Here is a 24,233-nt window from a genome sequence, read left to right on the forward strand (position 1 = left end):
CAGCGCCGTCCGGACGGGTCAGGCGGCGGGCGCCGCGAGGATCACGCGGATCTCACTGACGCGGTATCCGCCACGACGGAAGGCGTTCGCCATCGGGACGTTGGTGGAGTCCGTGGTGGCGGTGATCCGCTCGGCGCCCTCACCGGCGTGGAAGCGGGTGATCTCGGCGAGGACGTCGTCGATGTAGCGCCGGCCGCGGAGCTCGGGGACGACCCCGAGATAGCCGACGTTCGGCCCGTACGGGGTACGGGAGGGGATCGCGAAGCCGGCGAGCTGCCCGTCCGGGGTGTGCGCGAGCCGCCACCACTCCCGCTTGCCGGGGCAGCCCGTGTAGAACTCGAGGTCGTCGCGGGCGGCGCCCTCCTCGCCCATGGACGCGACGTTGGCGATGGTCTCGCTGTCCAGGCTGCCGCGCGCGACCTGACGGAACACCTCGACGAAGGCCTCGTCGTCGGGCTCGGCGGTGAAGACGAGCCGGTCCGAGGGCCCGGGGACACCCGCCTCCGGCGCCCACTCGAACCGCAGCCGCTGGATCCGCTCGCTCAGCCCGGCGCGCCGGGCCGCCTCCTCGCGCCAGGCGGCGGCCGCGGTGCGGCCGGCCTCGTCGCCCTCGTCCTGCGGAAGCATGATGTTGTACGCCGGCGGGGTGGCGGCCCCCTGCTCGGCGAAGACCGCGTGCGCGGCGCCGAGCAGCTCGGCGGCGACGGCGGCCGGATCGGCGACCGACTCGTGGACGGTCAGGCAGTCCAGGGTGATCGGGCGCTCGCTGTCGGAGCGGCCCCACCACAGGGCCCGTGCGAGGATCCGGCCGTCCTCCTCCGCGATCCACGTCCACTCCGGGCGGCACTGCCGGGCCGCGGTCTCCTCGCGGTAGCGGTCGGCGCCGATCCAGGAGACGGGCTCCTTGACGTCCCAGGCGAGGACGGCGTCCAGATCGCTCTCGTTCATCGGGCGGTACTGCATGTGGGGGCCTCCGTGACGTATGGAGGCAGCAACTCTGGCATCGCGCGGAGCGCCCGGTCAGTCAGGGGTCTTCCCGACTCCCGGCGCGGGCACGGGAGCGCACAGGATGCGGTGGACCGGTCCCCGTCCCACCCAGGAGGTCCACTCCCGATGGCTGAGCAGTCGCTGGCGATCACCACGTCGTTCGCCCAGCAGAGCCTCTGGCTGCAGCACCAGATCGACCCCGGCCGCTCGGCCTACCACGTGGTCGCCGGTGTCCGGCTGCGCGGCGCACTCGACGTACCGGCCCTGACGGCGGCGCTCAACGCGGTGGCCGCGCGCCACGAGACGCTGCGGACGGTCTTCCGGCTCGACGCGGGTGTGCCGGTCCAGGTGATCGGCCCGGTCCCGCCGCTGACCGTGCCGGTGGTCGACGTGACCGCGCAGGAGGTGGACGCGCTCGTCCAGCGCGAGATCGAGACGCCGTTCGACCTGGCGGCGGGCCCGCTGGTGCGGCTGCGTCTGCTGCGTCTCGCGGCGGACCACCACGTCGCCGTGCTGGTGATGCACCACATCATCACCGACGGCGAGTCCACGGCGATCCTGCTGCGCGAGCTGCTGCTGCACTATGCCGCCGAGGCGTCGGGAGAGCCGCTGGAGCTCCCCGAACTGCCCATCCAGTACGCCGATTTCGCCGTCTGGCAGCGTGACCTGCTGGGCGGCGCGCGGCTCGACCGGCTGACCGACTACTGGTCCGGGCGGCTGGCCGGCGCGGCCCCTCTCGCTCTTCCGCGCCCGGAGGACGGTGCGGAACGCGGCCCCTCGGCCGGCGGCCTGCACGAGTTCACGGTGCCGGCCTCGCTGCGCGCCCGGCTGGAGGCGGCGGCCCGTGACGGCGACGCCACCCTGTTCATGATCCTGCTCGCCGGCTTCGACGCCCTGCTCGGCCGGTGGTGCGGGCAGGAGGACGTGACGGTCCTCTCCCCGGTCTCCGGCCGCTCCCGCCCCGAACTCGAAGAGATCATCGGATACTTCGTCAATCCTCTGCTGCTGCGGGCCGACCTGTCCGGCGACCCGGACGCGCGCACGGTGCTCGCCCGCGTACGGGAGACCTGCCTCGGCGCGTACGACCACGAGGAACTGCCCTACGAGCAGGCCGCGAACCTGATCCGCGGGCCGGGCACGGAGCGCGAGCGGACCGCCGACGGCCGGGTGATGATGGTGCTGCAGTCCCCTCGCGAGGAGAACTGGAGCCCGGCGGGCCTGGAGTGGGAGCAGATCCCGGTCGGCATCGGTACGGCCAAGGCCCCGCTCGTCCTCGACCTGCGGCCCGGCTCCGAGGTGCTGCACGGCGTGCTGGAGTACGACAGCGGGCTGTTCGACGCGGCCACGGTGGCGGCGCTGGGCGAGGACCTGCTGGCGGCGTGGGAGTGGCTGGCCGACCTCTCGTCGCTGCCCCTGTCGCAGGTCCCGGGCCTGAAGGGCCCGGAGGAGCCGGCGCGGTCCGCTCCGGAGGCCTCGTCCCCGGCCCCGGCCGCCGTGTCGCCGCAGGCCGTCGCCGGAGCGGCCGCGTACGTGGCGCCCCGCACGCCCCTGGAGGAGGAGGTGGCCCTGATCTGGGGCGAGCTCCTCGGCCGGGAACGCGTCGGGGTGCACGACAACTTCTTCGACCTCGGCGGTCAGTCGCTCGCTGCGGTCCGGCTGACGGCCCGGCTGCGCGAGGAGTTCGGCATCGGGCTCGCGGTCCGCGACCTGTACGCGAACTTCACCGTCGAGGAGGTCGCCTGGCGGCTGCTCGAGGCGCTGGCGGCGGAACAGGCCGACGAGGCCGACGCCGGTACCGGCCCGGCCGCCGTCTGAACCGCCTGAACCGAACCCTGGAGAGACATGTCCACGCCCGTACCCGTTCCCGTGCTGTGCTTCCCCCCTGCCGGGGCGGGCGCCAGCTTCTTCCACCCGTGGCTCGGCCACCGCGACGACCTGCGGGTCGTTCCCGTGCAGCTCCCCGGCCGCGAGCGCCGGCTCGCGGAGGAGGAGTGCACCGACCTGGACACCCTCATGGCGCGCATCGTGCCCGAGCTGCTGGCCGAGATCGACGGCGCCGAGCGCGTGGCCGTCTTCGGCCACAGCTACGGCGCGCTCCTCGCGTACGAGACCGTCCGCAGGCTCTCCGAGAAGGCGCCCGACACCGCCGCGACCCTCGTGGTGAGCGGCTCCAACCGGCCTGGGACCCCGCGCGCCGGGCGGGTCACCGGGCTGCCCGACGACGACTTCGTGGCCGGTGTCGCCGAGATCGCGGGCTACAAGCACCCCGCCCTCGACGAGCCGGAGCTGCGGGAGCTGATCCTGCCCACGCTGCGGACCGATGTGGCGATGCACGAGAACTACGTCCACACCGCCGCCGGTCCGCTCGACGTCCCGGTCCTCGCCGTGCGCGGCCGCTCCGACGACCTGGTCTCCGCGGCAGAGCTCGCCGAATGGCGGGAGATCACCTCGGCCGGCTTCGACCAGACGGAGATCGACGGCGGGCACATGTACCTGGTCGACGGGTGGGCCGCGCTGCTCGACCTCGTCGCGGCGGCCACCGCCGACGGAGCGGCCTCGTGACCGGCCGGCTGACCGGCAAGTGCGCCGTCGTCACCGGCGCGGGGCGCGGCATCGGGCGGGCGTGCGCGCTCGCGCTGGCCGGGGAGCAGGCCGCGCTCGTGCTGGTCGACATCGCGGCCGAGGTGGCCGAGGTGCCCTACCCGATGGCATCGGCCGCCCAGCTGGAGCACACGGCGCGGCTGTGCCGCGAGCGGGGTGCCTCGGTCCTGACCGTACGCGCGGACGTGCGCCGCGAGGAGGAGGCCGAGCGGGTCGTCGCCGAGGCGGAGGCCCGCTTCGGGAAGGTGGACGTCCTCGTCAACAACGCGGGGATCGCCGGTCCTTCGGGACGCATCGTGCACGAGGTCGGCGAGAGCGACTGGTCCGTGATGATGGACACCAACCTCAACGCGCCCTGGCGCCTGATCAAGGCGGTCGGCCCGGGGATGACCCGGCGACGGGCCGGCTCCATCGTCAACATCGCCTCCACGGCGGGGCTTGTCGGCTACCGCAACTTCGCCGGGTACGTCGCCTCCAAGCACGGTCTGATCGGCCTGACCCGGGCCGCGGCGCTGGACTACGCGCCGTACCGGGTACGGGTCAACGCGGTCTGCCCCGGCTCGGTGCGCGACACCGGCCACGGCGAGGGCCGGATGCTGGCGGAGATCGGCCGCAGCATCGGCCTCGACCCGGCCGAGCACGAGGAGGCGTTCATCACCCAACAGCCGACGAACGCCCTCGTGGAGGCCGAGGACGTGGCCGGAGCGGTGGTCTGGCTCGCGACGGACGAGTCCCGGTCGGCAACCGGAAGCGTGGTCACGGTCGACGGCGGCTACAGCATCCGCTGAGCACCGTCGGCGGGCGGGCGTTGACCCCCGGCCCCGGGCCCCGGCCCCCGGACGCGGGGCCACGGCCCCCGGCGCCGGGTCCCCGGCGTCTGCCGCCGGGCCGGATCTGTCCTTTCCTTTTTCTTCCAGGATCTTCAGGAGTTGACGTGTCATCGGAGCGTGCCGGAGGCGCCGTCGGGCGCGGGATGTCCCCTTATGGAGCCGTCTACCGGGTGCCCGGTGACGCCGTCGTCGGCGGGCCTGTGGACGGCGTGCGGCTGTGGACGGAGCCCGTCGGCGGGCCGTCGGACGGGCCCCTCGCCGAGCGGCGGCGCGCCGCCGAGCTGCACGCGCCACTGGCCGGTGCCGACGCGCGGGCCGTGGTGCTGGAGTACACGGACGGCGTGCGCGAGCTCGTGCTGGCCGGCGACCGGCCCCTCGGTGACGTCGCCGCCGCGCTGGTCGGGAACGGGCCGGCCGAGCCCGCACCGGTCCCCGCCCCCGCGCCCCTCGACGGGGCACTCGCCGTGCTTCCCGTCGAGATCCCGGACGTCCCGACCGCCGACCTGGTCGCCGCGTTCGGGCTGGTCCTGGCCCGGACCTGTGCCGCGCAGCGGCCGGTCCTCGATGTCCACACGGAGGAGGGACAGGCGTACACCGCCGTCCTGCCCGACGAGGCCGATGAGGACCGTACGGTCGCGGAGTACCGCGCGCGGGCGGGTGAACGGCGACCCGACGCCGACGGCGTCCGTTTCGCCGTGCGCGTGGACCCGTACCCGCACCACCTGCCCCCGCTCGACCCCCGGCACGTCCTGACCGTGCACGTCACCCCGCGCTCCGTCACAGCCTGGTACCGGACGCAGGACGTGCCCGACTGGCGGGCGGACATTGTCGTGCGTCAACTCGAGACTTCTGTCGCGGAGTTGGTCGGCGGCGACCAGGACCGCCGACTCGCCGACGTGGACGTCGTCGACGCCGGCGAACGGCGCCGCATCCTCGACCTGGGCGCCACCCCGCGTACCGCAGGCCGTCGCGCGGGAACCGTGCACGAGCAGGTGCTGGCCGGCGCCGCCGCCACCCCCGCCGCCGTCGCCCTGGTCGACGGCGACACCACGGTGACCTACCGTCAGCTCGCGCGCAGGGCAGGCCGCCTGGCCCACGCCCTGCGGAGCCTCGGCGTCGCCCCGCGCGACCGGGTCGGGGTCTGCCTGGACCGCGGCGCGGATCTGGTCGTCGTCCTGCTCGCCGTCCTGATGGCCGGCGCCGTCTACGTACCCATGGACCCGACCAGTCCGGCCGAGCGCCTCGCCTACACCGCGGAGGACGCGGGCCTGAAGGTCGTCCTGGTCGGCATCGCGGAGACGGAGACGACGCCGTTCGCGGCGGGCACCGCCGTTCCCCTGGCCCGGCTCGAGGAGCTGGCCGAGGGCGCGCCCGAGGAGCCGCCGGCCTCCGGCACCGGGCCCGACGACGCCGCCTACGTGATCTACACCTCCGGTTCCACGGGCCGGCCCAAGGGCGTGGTCGTCCCGCACCGCAACGTGTCCGACCTGGTGAGCGCCACCGGTCCCGACTTCGGCCTCGGGCCGGACGACGTCTGGTCCTGGTTCCACTCGGCGGCCTTCGACTTCTCGGTGTGGGAGATCTGGGGGTGCCTGCTCACCGGCGGGCGGCTCGTGGTGGTCCCGTACTGGACCTGCCGGTCACCCGAGGACTTCCGTGAGCTGCTCGCCAAGGAGCGGGTGACCGTCCTCAACCAGACGCCGTCGGCATTCGCCCGCCTTCTCGAACTGGAGCGCGCGCCGGGGCGTGGCCCGCTGGACGTCCGGCTGGTGATCTTCGGTGGGGAGCCGCTGGACGCCCGGTCGCTGACCCCGTGGTTCGACGCGCACCCGGAGTCGACGTGCCGGGTGGTCAACATGTTCGGCATCACCGAGACGACCGTGCACGTCACCGCGCAGACCGTCACCCGCGCCGAGGCGCTGACCGGCTCGCGCTCCGTGGGCCGGGCGATCCCGGGCTGGTCCGTGCGGGTCCTGGACGGCCGGGGCAGGCTGCTGCCCCCGGGCTCGCCCGGCGAGATCGCGGTGGCCGGCGACGGGGTGGCCCTGGAATACCTGAACCAGCCCGAACTCACCGCCCGCCGTTTCGTCGCCGACCCGGACGGCACCGGCGGTCTCTACCTCAGCGGCGACCTCGGCGCGCTCCTCCCGGACGGCCGTCTCGAACACCTGGGCCGTCTCGACGACCAGGTGAAGGTACGGGGCTACCGCATCGAACTGGGGGAGATCAGGAACGTGCTGCTCGCCCACGAGGCCGTCGTCGCGGCGGCGGTGGTCCTGGGCCGGGACGCGGCCGGGGAGGTCCGACTGGACGCGTACACGGTCCTCGACGGAGCGGACACGGCGGAGGTGCGGCGGCACGCCGCGCGCGTGCTGCCCGAGTACATGATGCCGACGACCCTGACCCGGGTGGACGCGCTGCCGCTGACCGTCAACGGCAAGGTGGACACGGCCCGTCTCCCGGCGCCCGACACGGCGCCCGACACCGCGCCGTACAAGGCCCCGGAGGCGGGCCCGGCCGCGACTGCCACGCCGCCCGCGCCCGCGGCCGCCGGCGACCCGGCGCTGGACGCCGTCCTCGGGGTCTGGCGGGAGCTGTTCCACGCCGAAGTGGGGCCGGACGACGACTTCTTCGAGCTCGGCGGCAACTCGCTCCTCGCGCTGCGGATCGTACGGCTGCTGAAGGACCGTGACTTCGTCGTCGGCGTCCGCGAGGTGTACCGCCTCCGTACGCCTGCCGGACTGGCCCGGTTCGCCGCGGGCGAGTGAGGGACGGCGGCCTCGGGGATCGACGGATCCGCCGTCGGCGACGGGGCGGCCGGGAAAGCCGACGGGGCGGCGTACTCCGACGTGGTGTCGGGGTGCGCCGCCCTGGGGCGGGACGGGTTGCGGGGGTGGCCCGCGGGTTCATGCCGATTACTTCGGGTCGTTCTTGAACGAGGCGGTCGACCAGCGGTAGCCGAGTCCCGCGAGGACCAGGCACCAGGCGAGGGCGAGCCAGCCGTTGTGGCCGATCTCGGTGCCGAGGAGCAGGCCGCGCAGGGTCTCGATGGCCGGGGTGAAGGGCTGGTACTCGGCGATGGGCTGGAACCAGCCCGGCATCGCGTCGATCGGGGTGAACGCGCTGGAGATGAGCGGCAGGAGGATCAGGGGCATCGCGCTGTTGCTGGCGGCCTCGGCGTTCGGGCTGGCCATGCCCATCCCGACCGCGATCCAGGTGAGGGCCAGCGCGAAGAGCGCGAGGAGGCCGAAGGCGGCCAGCCACTCCAGGAGGGTGGCATCGGTGGAGCGGAAGCCGATGGCGACGGCGACGGCGCCGACGAGGACCACGCTGGCGACCGACTGCAGGACGCTGCCGATGACGTGCCCGATGAGCACGGAGCCCCGGTGGATGGCCATGGTGCGGAAGCGGGCGATGATGCCCTCGGACATGTCGGTGGCGACGGACACCGCGGCGCCGATGACGGTGGATCCGATGGTCATCAGCAGGATGCCCGGGACGACGTAGGCGATGTAGGCGGAGCGGTCGGCACCTCCCATGCCGGCGCTCATCACGTCGCCGAAGATGTAGACGAAGAGCAGCAGCAGCATGACCGGGGTGAGCAGCAGGTTCAGGGTCAGCGACGGGTAGCGCCGGGCGTGCAGCAGGTTGCGGCGCAGCATCGTGGAGGAGTTGCGCACGGCGAGGGAGAGGGAGCTCATCGGACGTTCTCCTTGGGCTGGTTGGTCTGGTTGGGCTGGCTGGGGATGGTGGTCGGGCCGGTCAGGGCGAAGAACACGTCGTCGAGGTCGGGGGTGTGCACGGTCAGTTCGTCGGCCTCGATGCCGGCCGCGTCGAGGCGGTCGAGGATGGAGCGCAGGTCGCGCTGGCTGCCGTCGCTGGGAATCTGCAGCGCCAGCGTCTCGTCGTCCCGGGTGACCTCGCGCAGGGTGGACGCGGCGGCCTGGTAGCCGGACGGGTCGGTGAAGCGGAGCCGGACGTGTCCGCCGGGGACGAGTCGCTTGAGTTCCTCGGCGGTGCCTTCGGCGGCGATCCTGCCGTTGTTGAGCACGGCGATGCGGTCGGCGAGTTCGTCGGCCTCCTCGAGGTACTGGGTGGTGAGGAAGACCGTGACGCCGCCGGTGACGAGCTCGCGGATGATCTGCCACATGTTGTGGCGGCTGCGCGGGTCGAGGCCGGTGGTGGGTTCGTCGAGGAAGATGATCCGCGGGTCGCCGACCAACGTCATGGCGATGTCGAGGCGGCGCTTCATGCCGCCGGAGTAGCTGGCGGCGGGCTTCTTCGCGGCCTCCACCAGGTCGAAGCGCTCCAGCAGTTCGGCGGTGACCCGCCGTCCCTCGCGCTTGGACAGGCAGTGCAGGTCCGCCATGAGGAGCATGTTCTCCTCGCCCGTGATCAGGCCGTCGACCGCGGAGAACTGCCCGGTGACGCCGATCGCGGCCCGCACCGCCTGCGGGTCGGCGGCGAGGTCGTGGCCGCCGACGTGGATCTCGCCGGAGGCCGCGTCGGCGGTGATGAGGGTGGAGAGGATCTTGACGGCGGTGGTCTTGCCGGCGCCGTTCGGGCCGAGCAGGGAGAAGACGGTTCCTTCGGGGACGGCCAGGTCGATGCCGTCGAGCACGACCTTGTCGCCGTAGGACTTGCGCAGTCCGTTCGCCGCGATGGCGGGGTTCGTCATGGTGGTGCTCCTTGTCGGTGCTGTGGGTCGGGGGTTGTGGGTCACAGGCTGTGGGCGGCGATGTCGCCCTGGGAGGTGGTGGCGTGGATGGCGAGTTGGGTGGTGCCGTTGTTCTTGAGGTGGTTGCTGACGCGGCCGTAGGAGGTGCCGGCGTCCAGGGAGGCGGAGACTCCGGTGGCGGCGCCGACGGTGATGTCGCCGCAGCGGGTGTTCAGGACGACCTTGCCGCGGTTGGCTTCGGCGATCCGGATGTCGCCGCGCATGGCGGTGATCTGTGCGGGTCCGCCGAGGCGGCCGACCTCGACGTCGCCGTCGGTCGCGGTGAGGCGGAGGCTCGCTGCTTCGTCGATCTTGATGTGTTGGTAGGCGCCGTCGAAGGCGATGTCGCCGAGGCGGCCGACGGCCCGGAATTCGGTGCTTGCCGCCTTGGCGTCGATGTGGGAGCCGGCGGGCAGCTGCACGGTGACCTCGATGGAGCCGGAGGGGCCGAGGTACTGGTTCCTGGCCGGGACGGCGATCTTGAGGGCTCCGTCGGTGTACTCGACGGTGGTCTGCTCGGCGGCCTTCACGTCGCGGCTCTTCGAGGCGTTGGCGGGCCGGATCTCGACGGTGGTGTCGGTGCGGTCGGCGGCGATGATCTGGACGCGTCCGGCGGGGATGTCGAGGACGGTGGAGACCGGGGCGGGGGTGTCGAACTTCTGCATGGTGCTTCTCCTTCTTCTGCGGCGGGCGTTCCGATCGCCCGCTGTTTCCGATGAGGGAAAAGCTACGTTGCGTTCACAAGTCTAGCAACACATACGTTGCGCAGGATCGTCATCGCTGCAGGTCAAGGTAGGGAAATCGTTGCAACACTTTGAAAGATAACGCAACGAGCTCCGGTCTCGACGTTGCAATGGGCTGCAGGTGAACGCTACGACGGCAGCGCTCGGGCCGCGGTCGTCGGGGATCCTCCTGACTGCCCGGGGCGCCGCCGGGTTGATCCCATCGGTATATGACGCGAGCACAGCTGGACAGGACGGATCAGGCGGCCCGCGCCCGCCTCGAGGCGGCGCTGATGCGTCGCCGGCAGGGGGCCGCCACCGACGGCATACGGGTGCTCCCGCGGCCGGCGGGGGAGTTGAGGTTCCGGGCCGCGGTGACCCAGGAGGGCATGTGGGAGGGGCTCGCGGGCGGCGCGGGGCCCGCTCCGGCGATCCTGGCCGCCGTACGGCTGTACGGCGTGCTGGACGTCCCGCTCCTGGAGGAGGCCTGGAACGCGGTCGTGGCCCGGCACGAGACCCTGCGCAGCTCGCTGCGGGTGGAGGCCGGGGTGCTGACCCAGGTGGTCGCCCCGGCTCTGCGGCTGCCGGTCGAGGTGATCGACGCGGCCGCCCCGGAGGACTTCACGGCGTTCGTGTGGGAGGAGGGTGACCGGCCCTTCGACCTGGAGCACGGGCCGCTCGCCCGACTGAAGCTGCTCCGGCTCGCCGACGACGACCACATCGTCTTCCTGATGGTGCATCACATCATCGGTGACGCCCGGACGGTGGAGGTCGTCGTACGCGACCTCGGCGCCCACTACACCGCCGCCCAGGCGGGCGTACCCGCGCCTCTGGAGCCGCTGCGCGTACAGTTCGCCGACTTCGCCGCCTGGCACCGTGAGCGGCTCGACGGGCCGCGTGGCGCCGAGCTGATCGCCTACTGGACGGAGCGGCTCGCGGGAGCCGAACCGGCCGTGCTCCCCGCCGACCTGGAGTTGCCCCCGGTCCCCTCCCAGCGGGGCACCGGCGTCGACGTACCGATGCCCGACGAGCTGTACGCGGCGATCCGCCGGCTCGCGACCGAGCGTGCCACCACGCTGTACACGGTGGGCCTCGCCGCCTTCACGGCGCTGCTCGCCCGCCGCTCGGGCCAGCGGGACATCTGCGTACGGGCGCCGATCTCGTTCCGCGACACCAGCGATGTCCGGGATCTCGTCGCGGACTTCTCCAACGACGTGATCGTCCGCACCGATCTGTCCGCCGACCCGACGCTCGGCGAGCTCCTGGAGCAGATCAAGGCCGGCACGGCCGCCGACTTCGCCCGCCACGACCTGCCGCCGCACCTGCTGGAGCCGCACCTGCCGGACCCGGGGCTGCTGGCCCGGCTGTTCCACGTGCAGTTCACCGCGGAGGAGGAGTTCGACACCCCGGACAGCCTCGGGGACCTGCGGATGGAGCCGCTGATCCCCGAACGGCAGCACGTGCTGCGTCCCCTCAACATCCGGCTGCGCCACGACGCCGAGCGCGCCCACTGCATCGTCCTCTACCGCACCGAGCAGTTCACCGCCGGCCGCATCGATGAACTGATGCGGGAATACCACGGCCTTCTGGCCGAAATGGCACACACCCCGGAGCGTCGAGTCTTCGGGTGATGTCGGGGCCGGGGTCGGGGGTTTCCCCGACTACTTCAGGACCTGGTTTCCGGGAGATTCTTCGGCCCATGGAATGCGCCTCGTGGAGAAGCTCCACGAGGAATCCACGCTCGCTTTTCGAGGAGATACGAATGAGCAAGATCGCTGTTCTCACCAACGACCTCCAGTACGACATGGTCCACAAGAACCAGGAGCGCATCGACGCCGTCACCGAGGCCACCCCGGCCTTCTCCGGCTTCCTCCACGAGATGCGCAAGCGTGGTCACCACGTCGTCCACCTGCAGCTGATCAACCTGCCCGACGACCCGAACGTGGAGCTCCACAACGGCATCGTCCCCTCGCAGAAGGGCAGCAAGGGCGCGGAGATCCTCCCGGTCTTCCTGGAGGACACCGACATCCTCGTCGAGAAGAACAAGGACAGCGGCTTCTACGAGACCGACCTGCACGAGCGCCTGCAGGCGCTCGGTGTCGACACCGTCCTGGTGACGGGCATGCAGGGCCAGATCTGCGTCCAGACGACCGCCGCCGACGCCTTCTTCCGCGGCTACAACGTCTACGTCCCCAGCGACTGTGTCGTCTCCGCCAAGGAGGCCGACAAGGTCCGCGCCCTGGACTGGCTGGCCGGCTACTGCGCGACGGTCGTCGACTCCGCCGAGATCCTGCGCGTGATCGACAGCGAGGGCGCGCTGCCCCGCAAGGTCGTCCAGACCCCGTGACCCGGAATTCCTGAACAACCGGCAGACGGCAGGGTCCTCCTCCGTCTCGCCATCCACCTACAGCCGAAAGAGACGGCTCGCTGCAATGAGCACGAAGTCCTTGCTGGATCAGAAGATCGTCCTTGACCACGGCACCGGGGCCCGACTCAGTCGGGAGCTGGTCGATTTCGTGGTGGATGTGCTGGGGGACGTCTACACAGGGGAAATGGAAGACAGTGCGATGCTGCCGGTCCCGGCCGGCAACATCGCACTGACCACCGATTCCTTCGTGGTCGACCCGCCGCTTTTCGGAAACGGCGACATCGGGAAGATCGCCGTCTGCGGAACGGTCAACGACCTTGCCGTGGTCGGCGCCAAGCCCGAGTACCTGACGTTGGCGATGATCCTGGAGACCGGTCTGCCGATCTCCACCCTGCACCGCGTCCTGGAGTCGATCCGGGACACCGCCAAGGAGGCCGGCGTCAAGATCGTCGCCGGTGACACCAAGGTCGTCGGCGTGGGCGAGGCGGACCAGATCTTCCTCAACACCACCGGCGTCGGCGTCTTCCACCGTGAGCCGCTGCGCATGACCTCGGTCCGCCCCGGCGACCGGATCATCCTGAGCGGTCCGATCGGCAACCACACCGTCCACCTGCTGTCCGTCCGCGAGGGCCTCGGCTTCGAGACCAACGTCCTCAGTGACTGCGCGCCGCTGAACGGGATGATCGCCGGCCTCGACGAGCTGATCGAGCGCGGCGCGGTGCACTCCATGCGCGACGTCACGCGCGGCGGCCTCAACGCCGTCCTGCACGAGTACTCCTCGGCCGTCGGCCGGGTCGTCTCGGTCCAGGAGGAGGCGCTGCCGATCGAGTTCGCCACCCGCATGGCCTCGGACATGCTCGGCATCAACCCGATCAACGCCGCCAACGAGGGCTGCCTCGCCGTCTTCGTCGCCCCCGAGGCGGTGGACGAGGTCCTGGCCGCCCTGCACGCGCACCCGTACGGCAAGCAGGCCGTGGTCATCGGCGAGATCACCGACCGGGCCGAGGCCGCGGTCGAGATGACCGGCGCCGACGGCAAGGTCCAGACGATCGAGGAACTGCAGGGCGCGGAACTCCCGCGTCTCTGCTGAGCGGAGCGGTCCAGTGCAGCAGATCACCGACACCGGGTCCGTGGAGAGCGTCCACGACTCCCGTCCGAGCCAGTGGCTGATCCGGGTCAACGGCGTGGTGCAGGGCGTGGGCTACCGGCCCTTCGTCCACACCCTCGCCCACCGACTCGGACTGACCGGCTGGGTGCTCAACGACAACCACGGTGTGCAGACTCTGGTGTGCGGACCGTCCGACGTGCTCGGCGCCTTCCAGGAGGCGCTGAGCACCCAGGCCCCGCCGCTGGCGCGGGTCAACGAGGTGCGGATCGAGAGCCGCGACGACCTGGCACCGGCCGACGCGTACAGCGGGTTCGAGATCCGCGAGAGCGTACGCGACGGCCGGGCCGGCACCATCGTGGCGCCCGACTCGCACGTGTGCGACGCGTGCCTGGCGGAGGTGCGGGACCCGGCGGACCGCCGGCACCGCTACCCCTTCACCAACTGCACGCACTGCGGACCCCGTTACTCGCTGATCCGGCACCTGCCGTACGACCGGGAACAGACCACCATGGCGGTCTTCCGGATGTGCGAGCGGTGCAGGTCGGAGTACGAGGACCCCGCGGACCGGCGGTACCACGCCCAGCCGAACGCCTGCCCCGACTGCGGGCCCCGGCTGACCCTGTCCTCGCCCGAGGGCGAGATCGCCCAGGAGGACGAGGCGCTGACCGCGACCACGGCGGCCCTGGCCGCCGGCCGGATCGTGGCCGTCAAGAGCGTCGGCGGCTTCCACCTGGTCGCGGACGCCCGCAACGCGGAAGCCGTCGCCCTGCTGCGCCGGCGCAAGCGCCGCGACTCCAAGCCCTTCGCGCTGATGGTGGAGGACATCGCCTCCGCCGCCCGCTTCGTGGAGCTGGACGAGGGCGACGGCGAGCTGCTCGGCTCCCCGGCCCGCCCCGTCGTCCTGCTGCGCAAGGCCGCCGGACTCGACCTTCCGGAGTCGATCGCTCCGCGCAACCCCAACCTCGGTGTGATGCTGCCTTCCGCACCGCTGCACCATCTGCTGCTCGAACGGCCCGGACTCGACGTCCTGGTGATGACGAGCGGCAACATCTCCGGCAGCCCCATCGCCTACCGCAACGACGAGGCGCTGCGCGACCTCTTCGACGTGGCCGACCTGGTCCTGCACCACGACCGCGACATCCACATCCGGGTCGACGACTCCGTCGTCCGCCGCTCGGTCCACCCCGAGCTCGCCGAGCCGCTCGTCGGCTTCGTCCGGCGGGCCCGCGGCTACGCCCCGTACCCCGTCCCCGTCGCCGGCGACCTGCCGCAGATCCTCGCGTACGGCGCCGAGCTGAAGACCACCGTGGCGCTCGGCTCCGGCCAGGAGGTCTACGTCAGCCAGCACATCGGCGATCTGAAGAACGACGAGACCTTCGCCTCGCACCGGCACACCGCCGCCCATCTGGCCGAGCTGTACGAGCTGGAGCCGGCCGTCGTCGCGGTCGACATGCACCCCTCCTTCCGCTCCCGCGTCCTCGCCGACGACGAGGCGTCGCGCGAGGTGTTCCCGGTCCAGCACCACCACGCCCACATGGCCTCCTGCATGGCGGAGAACCGGCTCGACGGCGCCACCCTCGGGGTCGTCTTCGACGGCACCGGCTACGGCGAGGACGGCACCATCTGGGGCGGAGAGTTCCTGCACGGCTCCTTCGCCTCCGTGGACCGCGCCGCCCATCTGCGGCCGATCCCGCTGCTCGGCGGAGACAAGGCCGTCACGGAGCCGATCCGTACCGGCTTCGCCCTCGCCCTCGACGCCTTCGACGACCCGGACGCCGCCCACGCGGCCTTCCCCGCCCTGCACGCCCTGGACGAGCAGGCCCGGCACGTCTACACCACGATGGTGCGGCGCTCCATCAACGCCCCGCTCGCCTCCAGCATGGGGCGCCTCTTCGACGGTGTCGCCGCGCTGGTCGGCATCTGCTCCCACGCCGAGTACGAGGCGCAGGGACCCATCGAGCTGGAGGGTCTGCTGGGCCGGGACCTCACCCTGGCCGAGCCGTACGCCTTCGGCCGCGGCGAACGGGACGGCGTGGTCGAGATCGACCCGCGCCCGGTCGTCCGCGAGATCGCGGCGGACCTCGCGCGCGGCACCGCCGTGGAAGTCGTCAGCCGCCGTTTCCACTCCTCCGTGGTCGCGATGGTGACCGAGCGGTGCGAGGAGATCCGCCGGACGCTCGGCACCACCCAGGTCGTGCTCTCGGGCGGCGTGTTCCTCAACGAGTTCCTGCTCGTCAACTGCCTGGTCGAGCTGCGCAGAGCGGGATTCGAGGCGTACGTCCACCAGCAGGTCCCGACCAACGACGGCGGCATCGCGCTCGGCCAGGTGATGGTCGCCGGCGCCCGCCTGCACGAGAGGACCACCCACCCGTGACCACCGATGGAAAGGACAAGACCATGCCGTACGAGAGCCCGACCCTCGGCGACGTCATGCGGCTGCTCGTGCGCAACGAGGAGCACGCGAACCGCACCCTCAGCATGGTCCCCTCCGAGACGGCCATGTCCGGTATCGCCAAGCTGCCGATGATGCTCGACGCGTACCACCGCTACTTCTTCAACGAGAGCGACAACCCGGACGGCTGGCACTTCCGCGGCGCCCAGCACCTGCGCGACCTGGAGATGGGCCTCACCGTCCCGCTCCTCGAGGAGCTCGGCCGCGCCGACTACGTCACCGTCCGCCCGCTCAGCGGCCTCAACGCCATGACCCTGGCGCTGGCCACCCTCGGCGGCGAGCCCGGCTCCACCGTCGTCACCATCAGCCCGGACCTCGGCGGCCACTACGCGACCCCGCAGGTCGCCGAACGCCTCGGTCTGCGCGTCGAGTTCCTGACCGGCGACGACCCCCACGCGCTCGACCTGGACCACGCCGCCGAGCTCCTCGGCCGGGTCCGCCCGACGCTGCTCTACGTCGACCAGTCGCACTGCCTCTTCCCCCTGGACGTCGCGAGCCTGGTGGCCACGGTCCGCCGGGTGAGCCCCGGGACGCTGGTGCACGTCGACGCCAGCCACTGGCTGGGCCTGGTGCTCGCCGGAGTGTTCCGCAACCCGCTCGACGAGGGCGCGGACAGTTTCGGCGGCTCCACCCACAAGACGTTCCCCGGCCCGCAGAAGGCCGTTCTGCTGACGCGGAACAAGGAGGTCGAGCGGCGCATACGCGAGACCCAGGACTTCATGATCAGCAACCACCACTTCGCGGCGACGATCAGCCTCGGCATCTCCCTGCTCGAGTTCCGTGACTTCGGCGGCGCCGACTACGCCCGCGCCGTCGTCGCCCACACCCGCCGCTTCGGGCAGCTGCTCACCGAGCGCGGACTGACCGTGGTGGCCGCCGACCGGGGCTACTCCGCGGGCCACCAGCTGTGGCTCGACCCCGAGGCGGACGGCGTCCCCGCGAAGGTGGCCAGCGACCGGCTCTTCGCCGCCGGACTGCGGGTCAACTTCATGGCCGGCCTGCCGGGCTTCACCGGCCAGGGCGTCCGCATCGGTCTCAACGAGGCAACCTACCAGGGCCTTTCCGGCGAGGACTTCACCGAACTGGCCGACGTCTTCGTGGCCGCCGTGCGCGACACGGTTCCGGCGGACGAGCTCGCCCGCCGCGTCGCCGCCCTGCGCACCCGCACCCCGTACGGCGCTCCGCTCGCCGGTGACTCCCCGCTGCTCCAGGACGCGCTGGCGCTGTGCGCCTCGTCGCTGCGCACGGTCTCGCCGGACGCCTTGCCCGCCCCGGTCCCCGCCGGAGTCGGAGGCGGTACGCGATGAGCCGTCCCGTCATCGGCATCGCCGCCTACCAGGACCGCGCCCGGTGGGACATCTGGGACACCCAGGCGACGATGATCCAGCAGAGCTATGTGCGGGGGATCGCGGCCAACGGCGGCCGGGCCGTCGTCCTGCCCCCCGACGACCTCGACGACGCGGTCCTCGACCGGCTCGACGGGCTGATGCTGCCCGGCGGCGCCGACATCGACCCCGAGCGCTACGGGCAGCCCCGCCACCCGCGCACCGACCCGCCGGCCCTCGGCCGGGACGCCGGCGAGCTGCTTCTGCTGCGCGGCGCGCTGGAGCGCGACCTGCCGGTCCTCGGCATCTGCCGAGGCCTGCAGCTGCTGACGCTCCTCTACGGCGGCACGCTCCACCAGCACCTGCCCGATGTGCTCGGTCACACCGGGCACCTTCCGGAGCCCGGTGTGTTCGGCGAGCATCCGGTGCGCTTCACCGAGGGCTCCCTGGCCGCCTCCGTCTACGGCGCCGAGGCCGTCGTCAACTCCCACCACCACCAGGGCGTCGCCGACCCGGGTTCCCTGCGGGTCACCGGACTCAGCGACGACGGCCTCGCCGAGGCGGTCGAGGACCCGACCAAGCGGTTCGTCCTGGGCGTGCAGTGGCATCCCGAAGTCGCCCACGAGGACCACCTGTTCAGCACGTTCGTGGCGGCGTGTGCCGCCCCGGTCCTGCTGTGAACCCGGCCTGACCAGCCCCTTCCCCGACCGGCCCGCTGTCACGGCGTACGGCCGCAGCTACCCCAGGAGCACCACCGTGCACTCAGCGCTCCGTCCCCGCGGCGGGACTTTCGTCGACATCCTGCGCGATCGCGCGGACGGCACACCGGACCGCACGGCCTTCGAGTTCCTCGCCGACACCGGCGAACTCGTCCTGAGCTACGCGGACATCGACCGCAGGGCCAGGACGGTGGCCGCCGCGCTCGGTGAGCGCGGACTCGCCGGCGAGCGGGCGGTGCTGCTGTACCCGCCGGGCGTGGACTACGTGGTGGGATTCCTCGGCTGCCTGTACGCGGGAGTGGTCGCCGTCCCCGTCCACCTGCCGGCGGGTCGGCACGGCGTACCGATGGTGCTGGCCGCCGCCACCGACGCCGGGGCGGTGCTCGCGCTCAGCGACCGGGCCACCGCGACCGCCCTCGACGCGCAGTACCCGGAGCTGTCGGCCACCGCGTTCCCCGGCTGGCTGATCACCGACGAGCTGCCCGCGGAGCTCGCCGAGACGTGGGACGGGCGGGGGCCCCGGCCGGACTCGCTCGCGTTCCTCCAGTACACGTCCGGTTCGACCGGCCGCCCCAAGGGCGTGATGGTCCGGCACGACAACCTGGTGCACAACTCGGCCACCATCGGGCAGGCCGTCGGCTCCGGCCCCGACAGCCGGGGCGTGAGCTGGCTCCCGCCGTACCACGACATGGGGCTGATCGGCGGCATCCTGCAGCCGCTGTACGCCGGCTTCCCCAGCGTCCTGATGGCCCCGATGACGTTCCTGCGCAGGCCTCTGCTCTGGCTGGACGCGATCAGCCGCACCCGGGGCACCGTCTCCGCCGCCCCCGACTTCGCCTACCTCGAATGCGTCCGGCGGATCGGCGAGGAGGACCGGGCCGCGCTCGACCTGTCCAGCTGGCGCCACGCGATGATGGGCGCCGAGCCCGTCCGCCCCTCCACCATGGCGCAGTTCGCCGCCGCGTTCGAGGTCTCCGGATTCTCCCCGCGCGCCTTCCACCCCTGCTACGGCCTGGCGGAGACGACGCTGTTCGCCACCGGCGGCCCGACCCGTGGGGGAGCCCCCACCGTCCTCGACCTCGACCGCGCCGCCCTCGAACGCGGCAGCGCGGAACCCGCGGGCGACGACGCCCGGCCCCGTCTCTCGCTGACCGGCTGCGGCACCCCGCAGGGCGAGGACCTGGTCCTCGTCGTCGCCGACGGACAGCCCTGCGCCGAGGGCGAGGTGGGCGAGGTCTGGATCAGCGGCCCGTCCGTCGCCGCCGGGTACTGGGAGCGTACGGAGGAGACCACCCGCACCTTCGAGGCCACGCTCGACGCCCACCCGGGGCACACGTTCCTGCGCACCGGAGACCTCGCGTTCACCACCGAGGGCGAGCTGTTCATCACCGGCCGCATCAAGGACCTGATGGTGGTGCGCGGCCGGAACCACTATCCGCAGGACGTCGAGCAGACCGCCGAGCGCGCCCACCCGCTACTCCAGCCGACCCGATCCGCGGCCTTCTCCGTCGACGACGGAGGCGAGGAACAGGTCGTCCTCGTCCACGAGGTGGCCCGCGGGTTCACCCCCGACGACGCACCCGGCGTCCTGGCCGCCGTACGCGAGGCCGTGGCCGCCGAGCACGGCCTGGCGCCGCGCGACATCGCGCTCGTGCGCCTGGGCACCATTCCCCGCACCACCAGCGGCAAGATCCGCCGCTCCACCTGCCGCGACCTGTGGTCTTCCGACGGGCTCAAGCGGGTCGCAGCGCCGCGGCCCACGGCCCCCTCCGGAGCATCCGCCGACACCGCCGTCCCGGCCGGTTCCACCGCTGCCCCGTCCGTCGTCGCCGAGGCCGTCGCCGTCGTGATCGGCACGCCGGCGGCGGAACTCGACCGGACGATGCCGCTCATCGCCCTCGGCCTGGACTCGCTGCGCGCGGTCCGGCTGGCCGCGGCCCTGCACGTGTCGGCCGGCGCCGAAGTACCCGTCGAGCGGCTGCTCGACGGCATCACCACCGCGGAGCTGGAGGACCGCCTCGAAGCATGGCGGCCCCCCACGGCCCCCACCTCCTCCGGTGCGGCGCGCGCCGCCGCCCGCGACGACGTCCCGACCGACCCGGGCGCCCCCGTGCGAGCCGGCCGCGCCCAGGAATGGATGTGGCTCCTCGCGGAGATGGGCGCGGGCAGCGCGTACCACATCGCCGGTGGTGTCCGGCTGCGCGGACCGGTCTCGGCCGAGCTGCTCACCGGCTGCCTCGGCGCACTCGTCGCCCGCCACCCCGCCCTGCGCGCCGCCTTCCACGCCGCGCAGGACGGCACCCTGATGGTCTCGGCCCGACCCGCGGAACCGCTGGACGTCCCGGTCGTGGACGTGTCCGCGGAGCCCGCCGCCGCCCGCGAGGCCGCGTGCCGCGCAGCGCTCGACGCGCTCGCCGAGGCCCCCTTCGACCTGGCGTCGGGCTCCCTGCTGCGCGCCACCCTGGTGCGGCTCTCGGCCGACGAGTGGTGCCTCGGGATCGTCGCGCACCACATCGCGGTCGACGGCTGGTCGCTCGGCGTGCTGCTGCGCGAGCTCGGCGCCGCCTACCGGGACGCCCTGGCCGGCCGCCCGCTGCCCGGGCCCCTGCCGACCGTCCGTCCGTACGAGTACGGGGAGGCGGAGCGCGCCGCCGCCGAGGCCTTCTGGAGCGGTGCCCTCGACGGCGCCGCCGCACTGGAACTCCCGCTCGACGTCCCCCAGCCCAGCAGCCAGTCCTGGCGCGGCGCCGCGCTGCCGTTCGAGGTCGGCACCGAGCAGGCCGAGCGACTGAAGGCCTACGGCGCCGCCCGCAACGCGACCCCGTACATGGTGCTGCTCTCCGCCTTCGCGACCGTTCTGTCCCGCTGGACCGGCCAGCACGACGTGGTGGTCGGCACGCCGGCGGCCTGCCGCAACCGCCCCGGCACCGCCGACGCTCTCGGCCTCTTCGTCAACACCCTGCCGCTGCGCGTCGACCTGTCCGGGACCCCGACCTTCGGCGAGCTGCTCGGCCGCGTCCGGGAGCTGTGCCTGGCTGCCTACCCGTACCAGGACTTCCCCTACGACGAGATGGTGCGCCTGGCCGGAGCCGAGCGGTCCGGCGGCCGGCCGCCGCTGGTGCGCGTCGCGCTCGCGCTCCAGAACACCCCGCTGGCCGCCTGGCAGGCCGGCGAGGTCCACGCGGAGCCCTTCGAACTCCCGGCACCCGGCGCACAGTTCGAGCTCTCCCTGCATCTGACCGAGCAGCCCGACGGGCGGCTCGCCGGCCATGTCGTCTACGCGGCCGACCTGTTCACCGAGGACACCGTCCGCCGGCTCCTCGACGGCTTCGCCACCCTCCTGGACGCCGCTCCCCGCCCGCCGTGCACGCTCGCCGCGGACCTGCCGGTACTCCCCGAGGCCGACCGCCGGTGGATCGTGGACGAGCTGAGCGGCGCTCCCAGCCCCGAGGCGCCCGCCGAGCTGCTGCACCAGGCGTTCGAGCGGCAGGCCGACCGGGACCCCGCCGCGCTCGCCGTCGTCGCCGATGACGCCCGGCTCACCTACGGCGAACTGGAGGCGCGCGCCAACAGGATCGCCTGGCTGCTGCGCGACCTCGGCACCACGCCCGACCAGGCCGTCGCCGTCTGCCTGCCGCGCGGCCCCGAGCTGGTCGCCGCCCTGCTCGGCGTCCTCAAGTCCGGCGGCGGCTATCTGCCGCTGGACCCCGGCTACCCCGCCGCCCGGCTCGCCGCGCAGCTGGAGGACGTACGGCCCGCCGTCCTGCTCACCACCGGCGAACTGGCCGCCGGAACGCTCGTCGACGCGGTCGCCGCCGACGGCGGACCCGTCGTGATCCGCCTCGACGAGGGCGCGGCCGACGACCGCCCGACGGTCCGCCCCGAAGCGGTGTCGTCCCCGCGGAACATGGCGTACGTCCTGCACACCTCCGGCTCGACCGGACGCCCCAAGGGCGTGGTGAACGAGCACGCCGGCGTCGTCAACCGGATGGACTGGATGCAGCGCGCCCACCGGCTCGCGCCGGGGGAGACCGTCCTGCAGAAGACCCCCGTGGGCTTCGACGTCTCCGGCTGGGAGCTGTGGTGGCCGCTCAGCGCGGGCGGCACGATGGTCCTCGCCCGCCCGGGAGGCCACCAGGACCCCACGTACCTCGCCGAACTGATCCAGCGGGAATCCGTCGCCACCTGCCACTTCGTGCCGTCGATGCTCCGGACCTTCCTGGAGGAGCCCGCCGCCGCCGACTGCGCGCGCGTGCTGCGCCGGGTCGTGTGCAGTGGCGAGGAGCTGCCGCCCGCGGTCGCCGCGCGGTTCCACGCGCTGCTCCCCGGAGTGGAGCTGCACAACCTGTACGGGCCGACCGAGGCCGCGATCGAGGTGACGGCGTACGCGGTGGAGCCCGGCGGGACGGACCGGGTACGGCTGCCGATCGGCGCACCGGCGCCCGGGGTCCGGCTGTACGTGCTCGACGAGCGCGGCGCGCCGTTGCCCGTCGGAGTGCCGGGCGAGCTGCACATCGGCGGCGTCCAGGTGGCCCGCGGCTACCTCGGCAGGCCGGGGCTGACCGCCGAGCGGTTCGTACCGGACCCGTTCGCGAGCGGCGGGCGGCTCTACCGGACCGGGGACCGGGCGCGCTGGTCGCCGGACGGCACCATCGACTTCCTGGGGCGTCTCGACGGGCAGGTGAAGATCCGGGGCCACCGGGTGGAGCCGGCCGAGGTCGAGGCCGTGCTCGGCGGCCATCCGGCGCTCGCCGAAGTCGCCGTCGTGGTACGCACCGTGGCGGGCGAACCGGCCCTCGTCGGCTATCTGGTGGCCGCCGGGGACGAGGTCCCGACGGCCGAGCTGCGCGGCCACCTGGCCCAGCGGCTGCCGGCGGCGATGATCCCGTCCGCCTTCGTCTGGCTCGCCGAACTTCCCACCGGTGCCAACGGGAAGCTGGACCGGGGCGGCCTGCCGGAGCCCGGTGTGCGCCGCGAGAGCGCGGCCGTCGCACCGAGGGACCCCTTCGAGCGCGAGGTCGCCCGCATCTGGTGCGAGGTGCTGGGACTGCCCGAGGTGTCGGTGACCGACGACCTGTTCACGCTCGGCGGTCACTCGCTGCAGGCCACCCGGATCGTGGTGCGGGTCCGTGCCGCCTTCGGTCTGGAACTGCCGCTGGCCGGACTGATCAGCGGTGAGCTGACCGTCGAACGCATCGCGGACGAGGCGCGTACCGGCCGGATCGAGACGGCCGACGACGAGGAGGTCGAGCGGGCGCTGGCGGAGCTGGCCTCGCTGACCGACGCGGAAGTCGCCGCGCTGCTGGCCGAGGGCTGAGCCGTGCCGGCCGGCGCCCCGGCGCGCCCGTCCTTCGTACCTTCGAGATCGAGAGAGAGAACCATGTCGTCCGTCCTCACCTACGACCTGTCCACCGCCGAGATCGACCAGCTGGAAGCGGTCGTCGCCCGGCTCCTGGAGACCGGTCTCGACCCCGCGGAGCCTTCCTTCAGCGACGAGCTGTGGCGGTATGTGCCGGACGTGCCCGCCGGGCTGCGGGGCTTCCTCCAGGACTTCCGCACCCGGGAGCCCGCCGCCGCCTGCATGGTGCGCGGACTGCCGGTGGACGACGGGCGCGTCGGACCCACCCCCTTGCACTGGACGGCGGCCGCGGACAGCACCTCGACCCGCCGCGAGGAGGCGTACCTCGCCCTCCTCACCGTCTGCCTCGGCGAGGTCTTCGGCTGGTCGACGCTCCAGCGGGGGCGTCTCGTGCAGAACGTCCTGCCGATCCCCGGCGAGGAGGGCGAGCAGAGCGGGCACGGCAGCGACGTGCTCCTGGAGTGGCACACGGAGGACGGCTTCCATCCGTACCGCTGTGACTACCTGGGCCTGTTCGGCGTGCGCAACGTCGACGAGGTCCCGACGACCCTGGCGTCCGTCCGGGACATCGAGCTGAGCGAGGAGCACCGGGCCGTGCTCCAGCAGAAGCGGTACTTCATCCTCCCCGACGACGAGCACCTGCGGCAGCTGCGGGCCGTCGACCCGGACGCCCCCTCGCTGGCGAAGCTCCAGCAGATGCGGGACGAACCCGAGGCGGTGGCCGTGCTGTTCGGCGCGCCGGAGGATCCGTACCTGCGCATCGACCCGTTCTTCATGCGACACACCCCCGGAGACGAGGAGGGGCGCGCCGCTCTCGACGCGCTCGTCGACGCGCTGGACAAGGTGATGCGGGACGTGGTCGTCGGGGCGGGCTCGCTGCTCTTCGTGGACAACTATCTGGCGGTGCACGGCCGGCGCGCGTTCACGTCGCGCTACGACGGCACGGACCGCTGGCTCAAGAAGACGGTCTCGACCCGTGACCTCCGCAAGTCCCGCGACCTGCGCTCCCATGCCCAGGACCGCGTGTTCGCCTGACCGGCGGTGA

Annotated in this window: 16 protein-coding genes; 12 read left to right on the forward strand and 4 right to left on the reverse strand. The window is 72.8% G+C overall.

What is annotated here, in order from left to right; genetic code table 11:
* Positions 1 to 18 precede the first annotated feature (18 nt).
* A complete protein-coding gene (locus ACFC0D_RS12270) occupies positions 19 to 963 on the reverse strand; it encodes a GNAT family N-acetyltransferase (RefSeq protein ID WP_376433886.1) in 945 nt (314 codons plus the stop codon).
* A gap of 150 nt (positions 964 to 1,113) precedes the next feature.
* Here ACFC0D_RS12270 and ACFC0D_RS12275 point away from each other — a divergent pair, with 150 nt between their 5' ends.
* From ACFC0D_RS12275 to ACFC0D_RS12290, 4 genes are all read left to right on the forward strand, one after another.
* Positions 1,114 to 2,802, forward strand: coding sequence for a condensation domain-containing protein (locus tag ACFC0D_RS12275; RefSeq protein ID WP_376433888.1), 1,689 nt, complete (start codon positions 1,114 to 1,116; stop codon positions 2,800 to 2,802).
* 27 nt (positions 2,803 to 2,829) lie between these two features.
* Positions 2,830 to 3,549, forward strand: a complete 720-nt coding sequence (locus tag ACFC0D_RS12280; RefSeq protein ID WP_376433890.1) for a thioesterase II family protein — start codon at positions 2,830 to 2,832, stop codon at positions 3,547 to 3,549.
* On the forward strand, positions 3,546 to 4,376 hold the full coding sequence (locus tag ACFC0D_RS12285) for an SDR family oxidoreductase (protein WP_376433892.1): 831 nt from the start codon (positions 3,546 to 3,548) through the stop codon (positions 4,374 to 4,376). The genes ACFC0D_RS12280 and ACFC0D_RS12285 overlap by 4 nt, the downstream gene beginning before the upstream one ends.
* Before the next feature lie 146 nt (positions 4,377 to 4,522).
* On the forward strand, positions 4,523 to 7,186 hold the full coding sequence (locus tag ACFC0D_RS12290) for a non-ribosomal peptide synthetase (RefSeq protein WP_376433894.1): 2,664 nt from the start codon (positions 4,523 to 4,525) through the stop codon (positions 7,184 to 7,186).
* 147 nt (positions 7,187 to 7,333) lie between these two features.
* Here the strand turns inward: ACFC0D_RS12290 and ACFC0D_RS12295 are convergent, their stop codons facing one another.
* The 3 genes from ACFC0D_RS12295 to ACFC0D_RS12305 are packed head-to-tail and all read right to left on the reverse strand — an operon-like array spanning position 7,334 to position 9,800.
* On the reverse strand, positions 7,334 to 8,119 hold the full coding sequence (locus ACFC0D_RS12295; protein ID WP_376433896.1) for an ABC transporter permease: 786 nt from the start codon (positions 8,117 to 8,119) through the stop codon (positions 7,334 to 7,336).
* Entirely contained in the window at positions 8,116 to 9,096 is a 981-nt protein-coding gene (locus ACFC0D_RS12300; protein ID WP_376433898.1) for an ATP-binding cassette domain-containing protein, read from the reverse strand. The genes ACFC0D_RS12295 and ACFC0D_RS12300 overlap by 4 nt, the downstream gene beginning before the upstream one ends.
* 41 nt (positions 9,097 to 9,137) lie before the next feature.
* Positions 9,138 to 9,800 carry a DUF4097 family beta strand repeat-containing protein gene (locus tag ACFC0D_RS12305; protein ID WP_376433900.1) on the reverse strand — a complete coding sequence of 221 codons (663 nt, stop codon included), beginning with the start codon at positions 9,798 to 9,800 and terminating at the stop codon, positions 9,138 to 9,140.
* 287 nt (positions 9,801 to 10,087) lie between these two features.
* Here ACFC0D_RS12305 and ACFC0D_RS12310 point away from each other — a divergent pair, with 287 nt between their 5' ends.
* From ACFC0D_RS12310 to gntD, 8 genes are all read left to right on the forward strand, one after another.
* On the forward strand, positions 10,088 to 11,488 hold the full coding sequence (locus ACFC0D_RS12310; RefSeq protein WP_376433902.1) for a condensation domain-containing protein: 1,401 nt from the start codon (positions 10,088 to 10,090) through the stop codon (positions 11,486 to 11,488).
* 131 nt (positions 11,489 to 11,619) lie between these two features.
* Complete coding sequence (locus tag ACFC0D_RS12315) at positions 11,620 to 12,204, forward strand: isochorismatase family cysteine hydrolase (protein ID WP_376433904.1); 585 nt, start codon at positions 11,620 to 11,622, stop codon at positions 12,202 to 12,204.
* Between the two features lie 85 nt (positions 12,205 to 12,289).
* Positions 12,290 to 13,315 (forward strand): hydrogenase expression/formation protein HypE, encoded by a 1,026-nt coding sequence (gene hypE / locus ACFC0D_RS12320; protein ID WP_376433906.1) that lies wholly within the window; start codon positions 12,290 to 12,292, stop codon positions 13,313 to 13,315.
* A 13-nt stretch (positions 13,316 to 13,328) separates the two neighbouring features.
* A complete protein-coding gene (hypF, locus tag ACFC0D_RS12325; RefSeq protein ID WP_376433908.1) occupies positions 13,329 to 15,707 on the forward strand; it encodes a carbamoyltransferase HypF in 2,379 nt (792 codons plus the stop codon).
* Positions 15,704 to 17,092: a hypothetical protein gene (locus ACFC0D_RS12330; RefSeq protein WP_376433910.1), complete on the forward strand. Its 1,389-nt coding sequence runs from the start codon at positions 15,704 to 15,706 to the stop codon at positions 17,090 to 17,092. The genes hypF and ACFC0D_RS12330 overlap by 4 nt, the downstream gene beginning before the upstream one ends.
* Positions 17,089 to 17,790 carry a gamma-glutamyl-gamma-aminobutyrate hydrolase family protein gene (locus ACFC0D_RS12335; RefSeq protein ID WP_376433912.1) on the forward strand — a complete coding sequence of 234 codons (702 nt, stop codon included), beginning with the start codon at positions 17,089 to 17,091 and terminating at the stop codon, positions 17,788 to 17,790. The genes ACFC0D_RS12330 and ACFC0D_RS12335 overlap by 4 nt, the downstream gene beginning before the upstream one ends.
* Positions 17,791 to 17,866: 76 nt before the next feature.
* Positions 17,867 to 23,146, forward strand: coding sequence for an amino acid adenylation domain-containing protein (locus tag ACFC0D_RS12340; RefSeq protein WP_376433914.1), 5,280 nt, complete (start codon positions 17,867 to 17,869; stop codon positions 23,144 to 23,146).
* A gap of 63 nt (positions 23,147 to 23,209) precedes the next feature.
* On the forward strand, positions 23,210 to 24,223 hold the full coding sequence (gene gntD / locus ACFC0D_RS12345) for a guanitoxin biosynthesis L-enduracididine beta-hydroxylase GntD (protein WP_376433916.1): 1,014 nt from the start codon (positions 23,210 to 23,212) through the stop codon (positions 24,221 to 24,223).
* Positions 24,224 to 24,233: the final 10 nt, after the last annotated feature.

This window comes from Streptomyces sp. NPDC056222 (assembly GCF_042264065.1).
Lineage (GTDB): Bacteria > Actinomycetota > Actinomycetes > Streptomycetales > Streptomycetaceae > Streptomyces.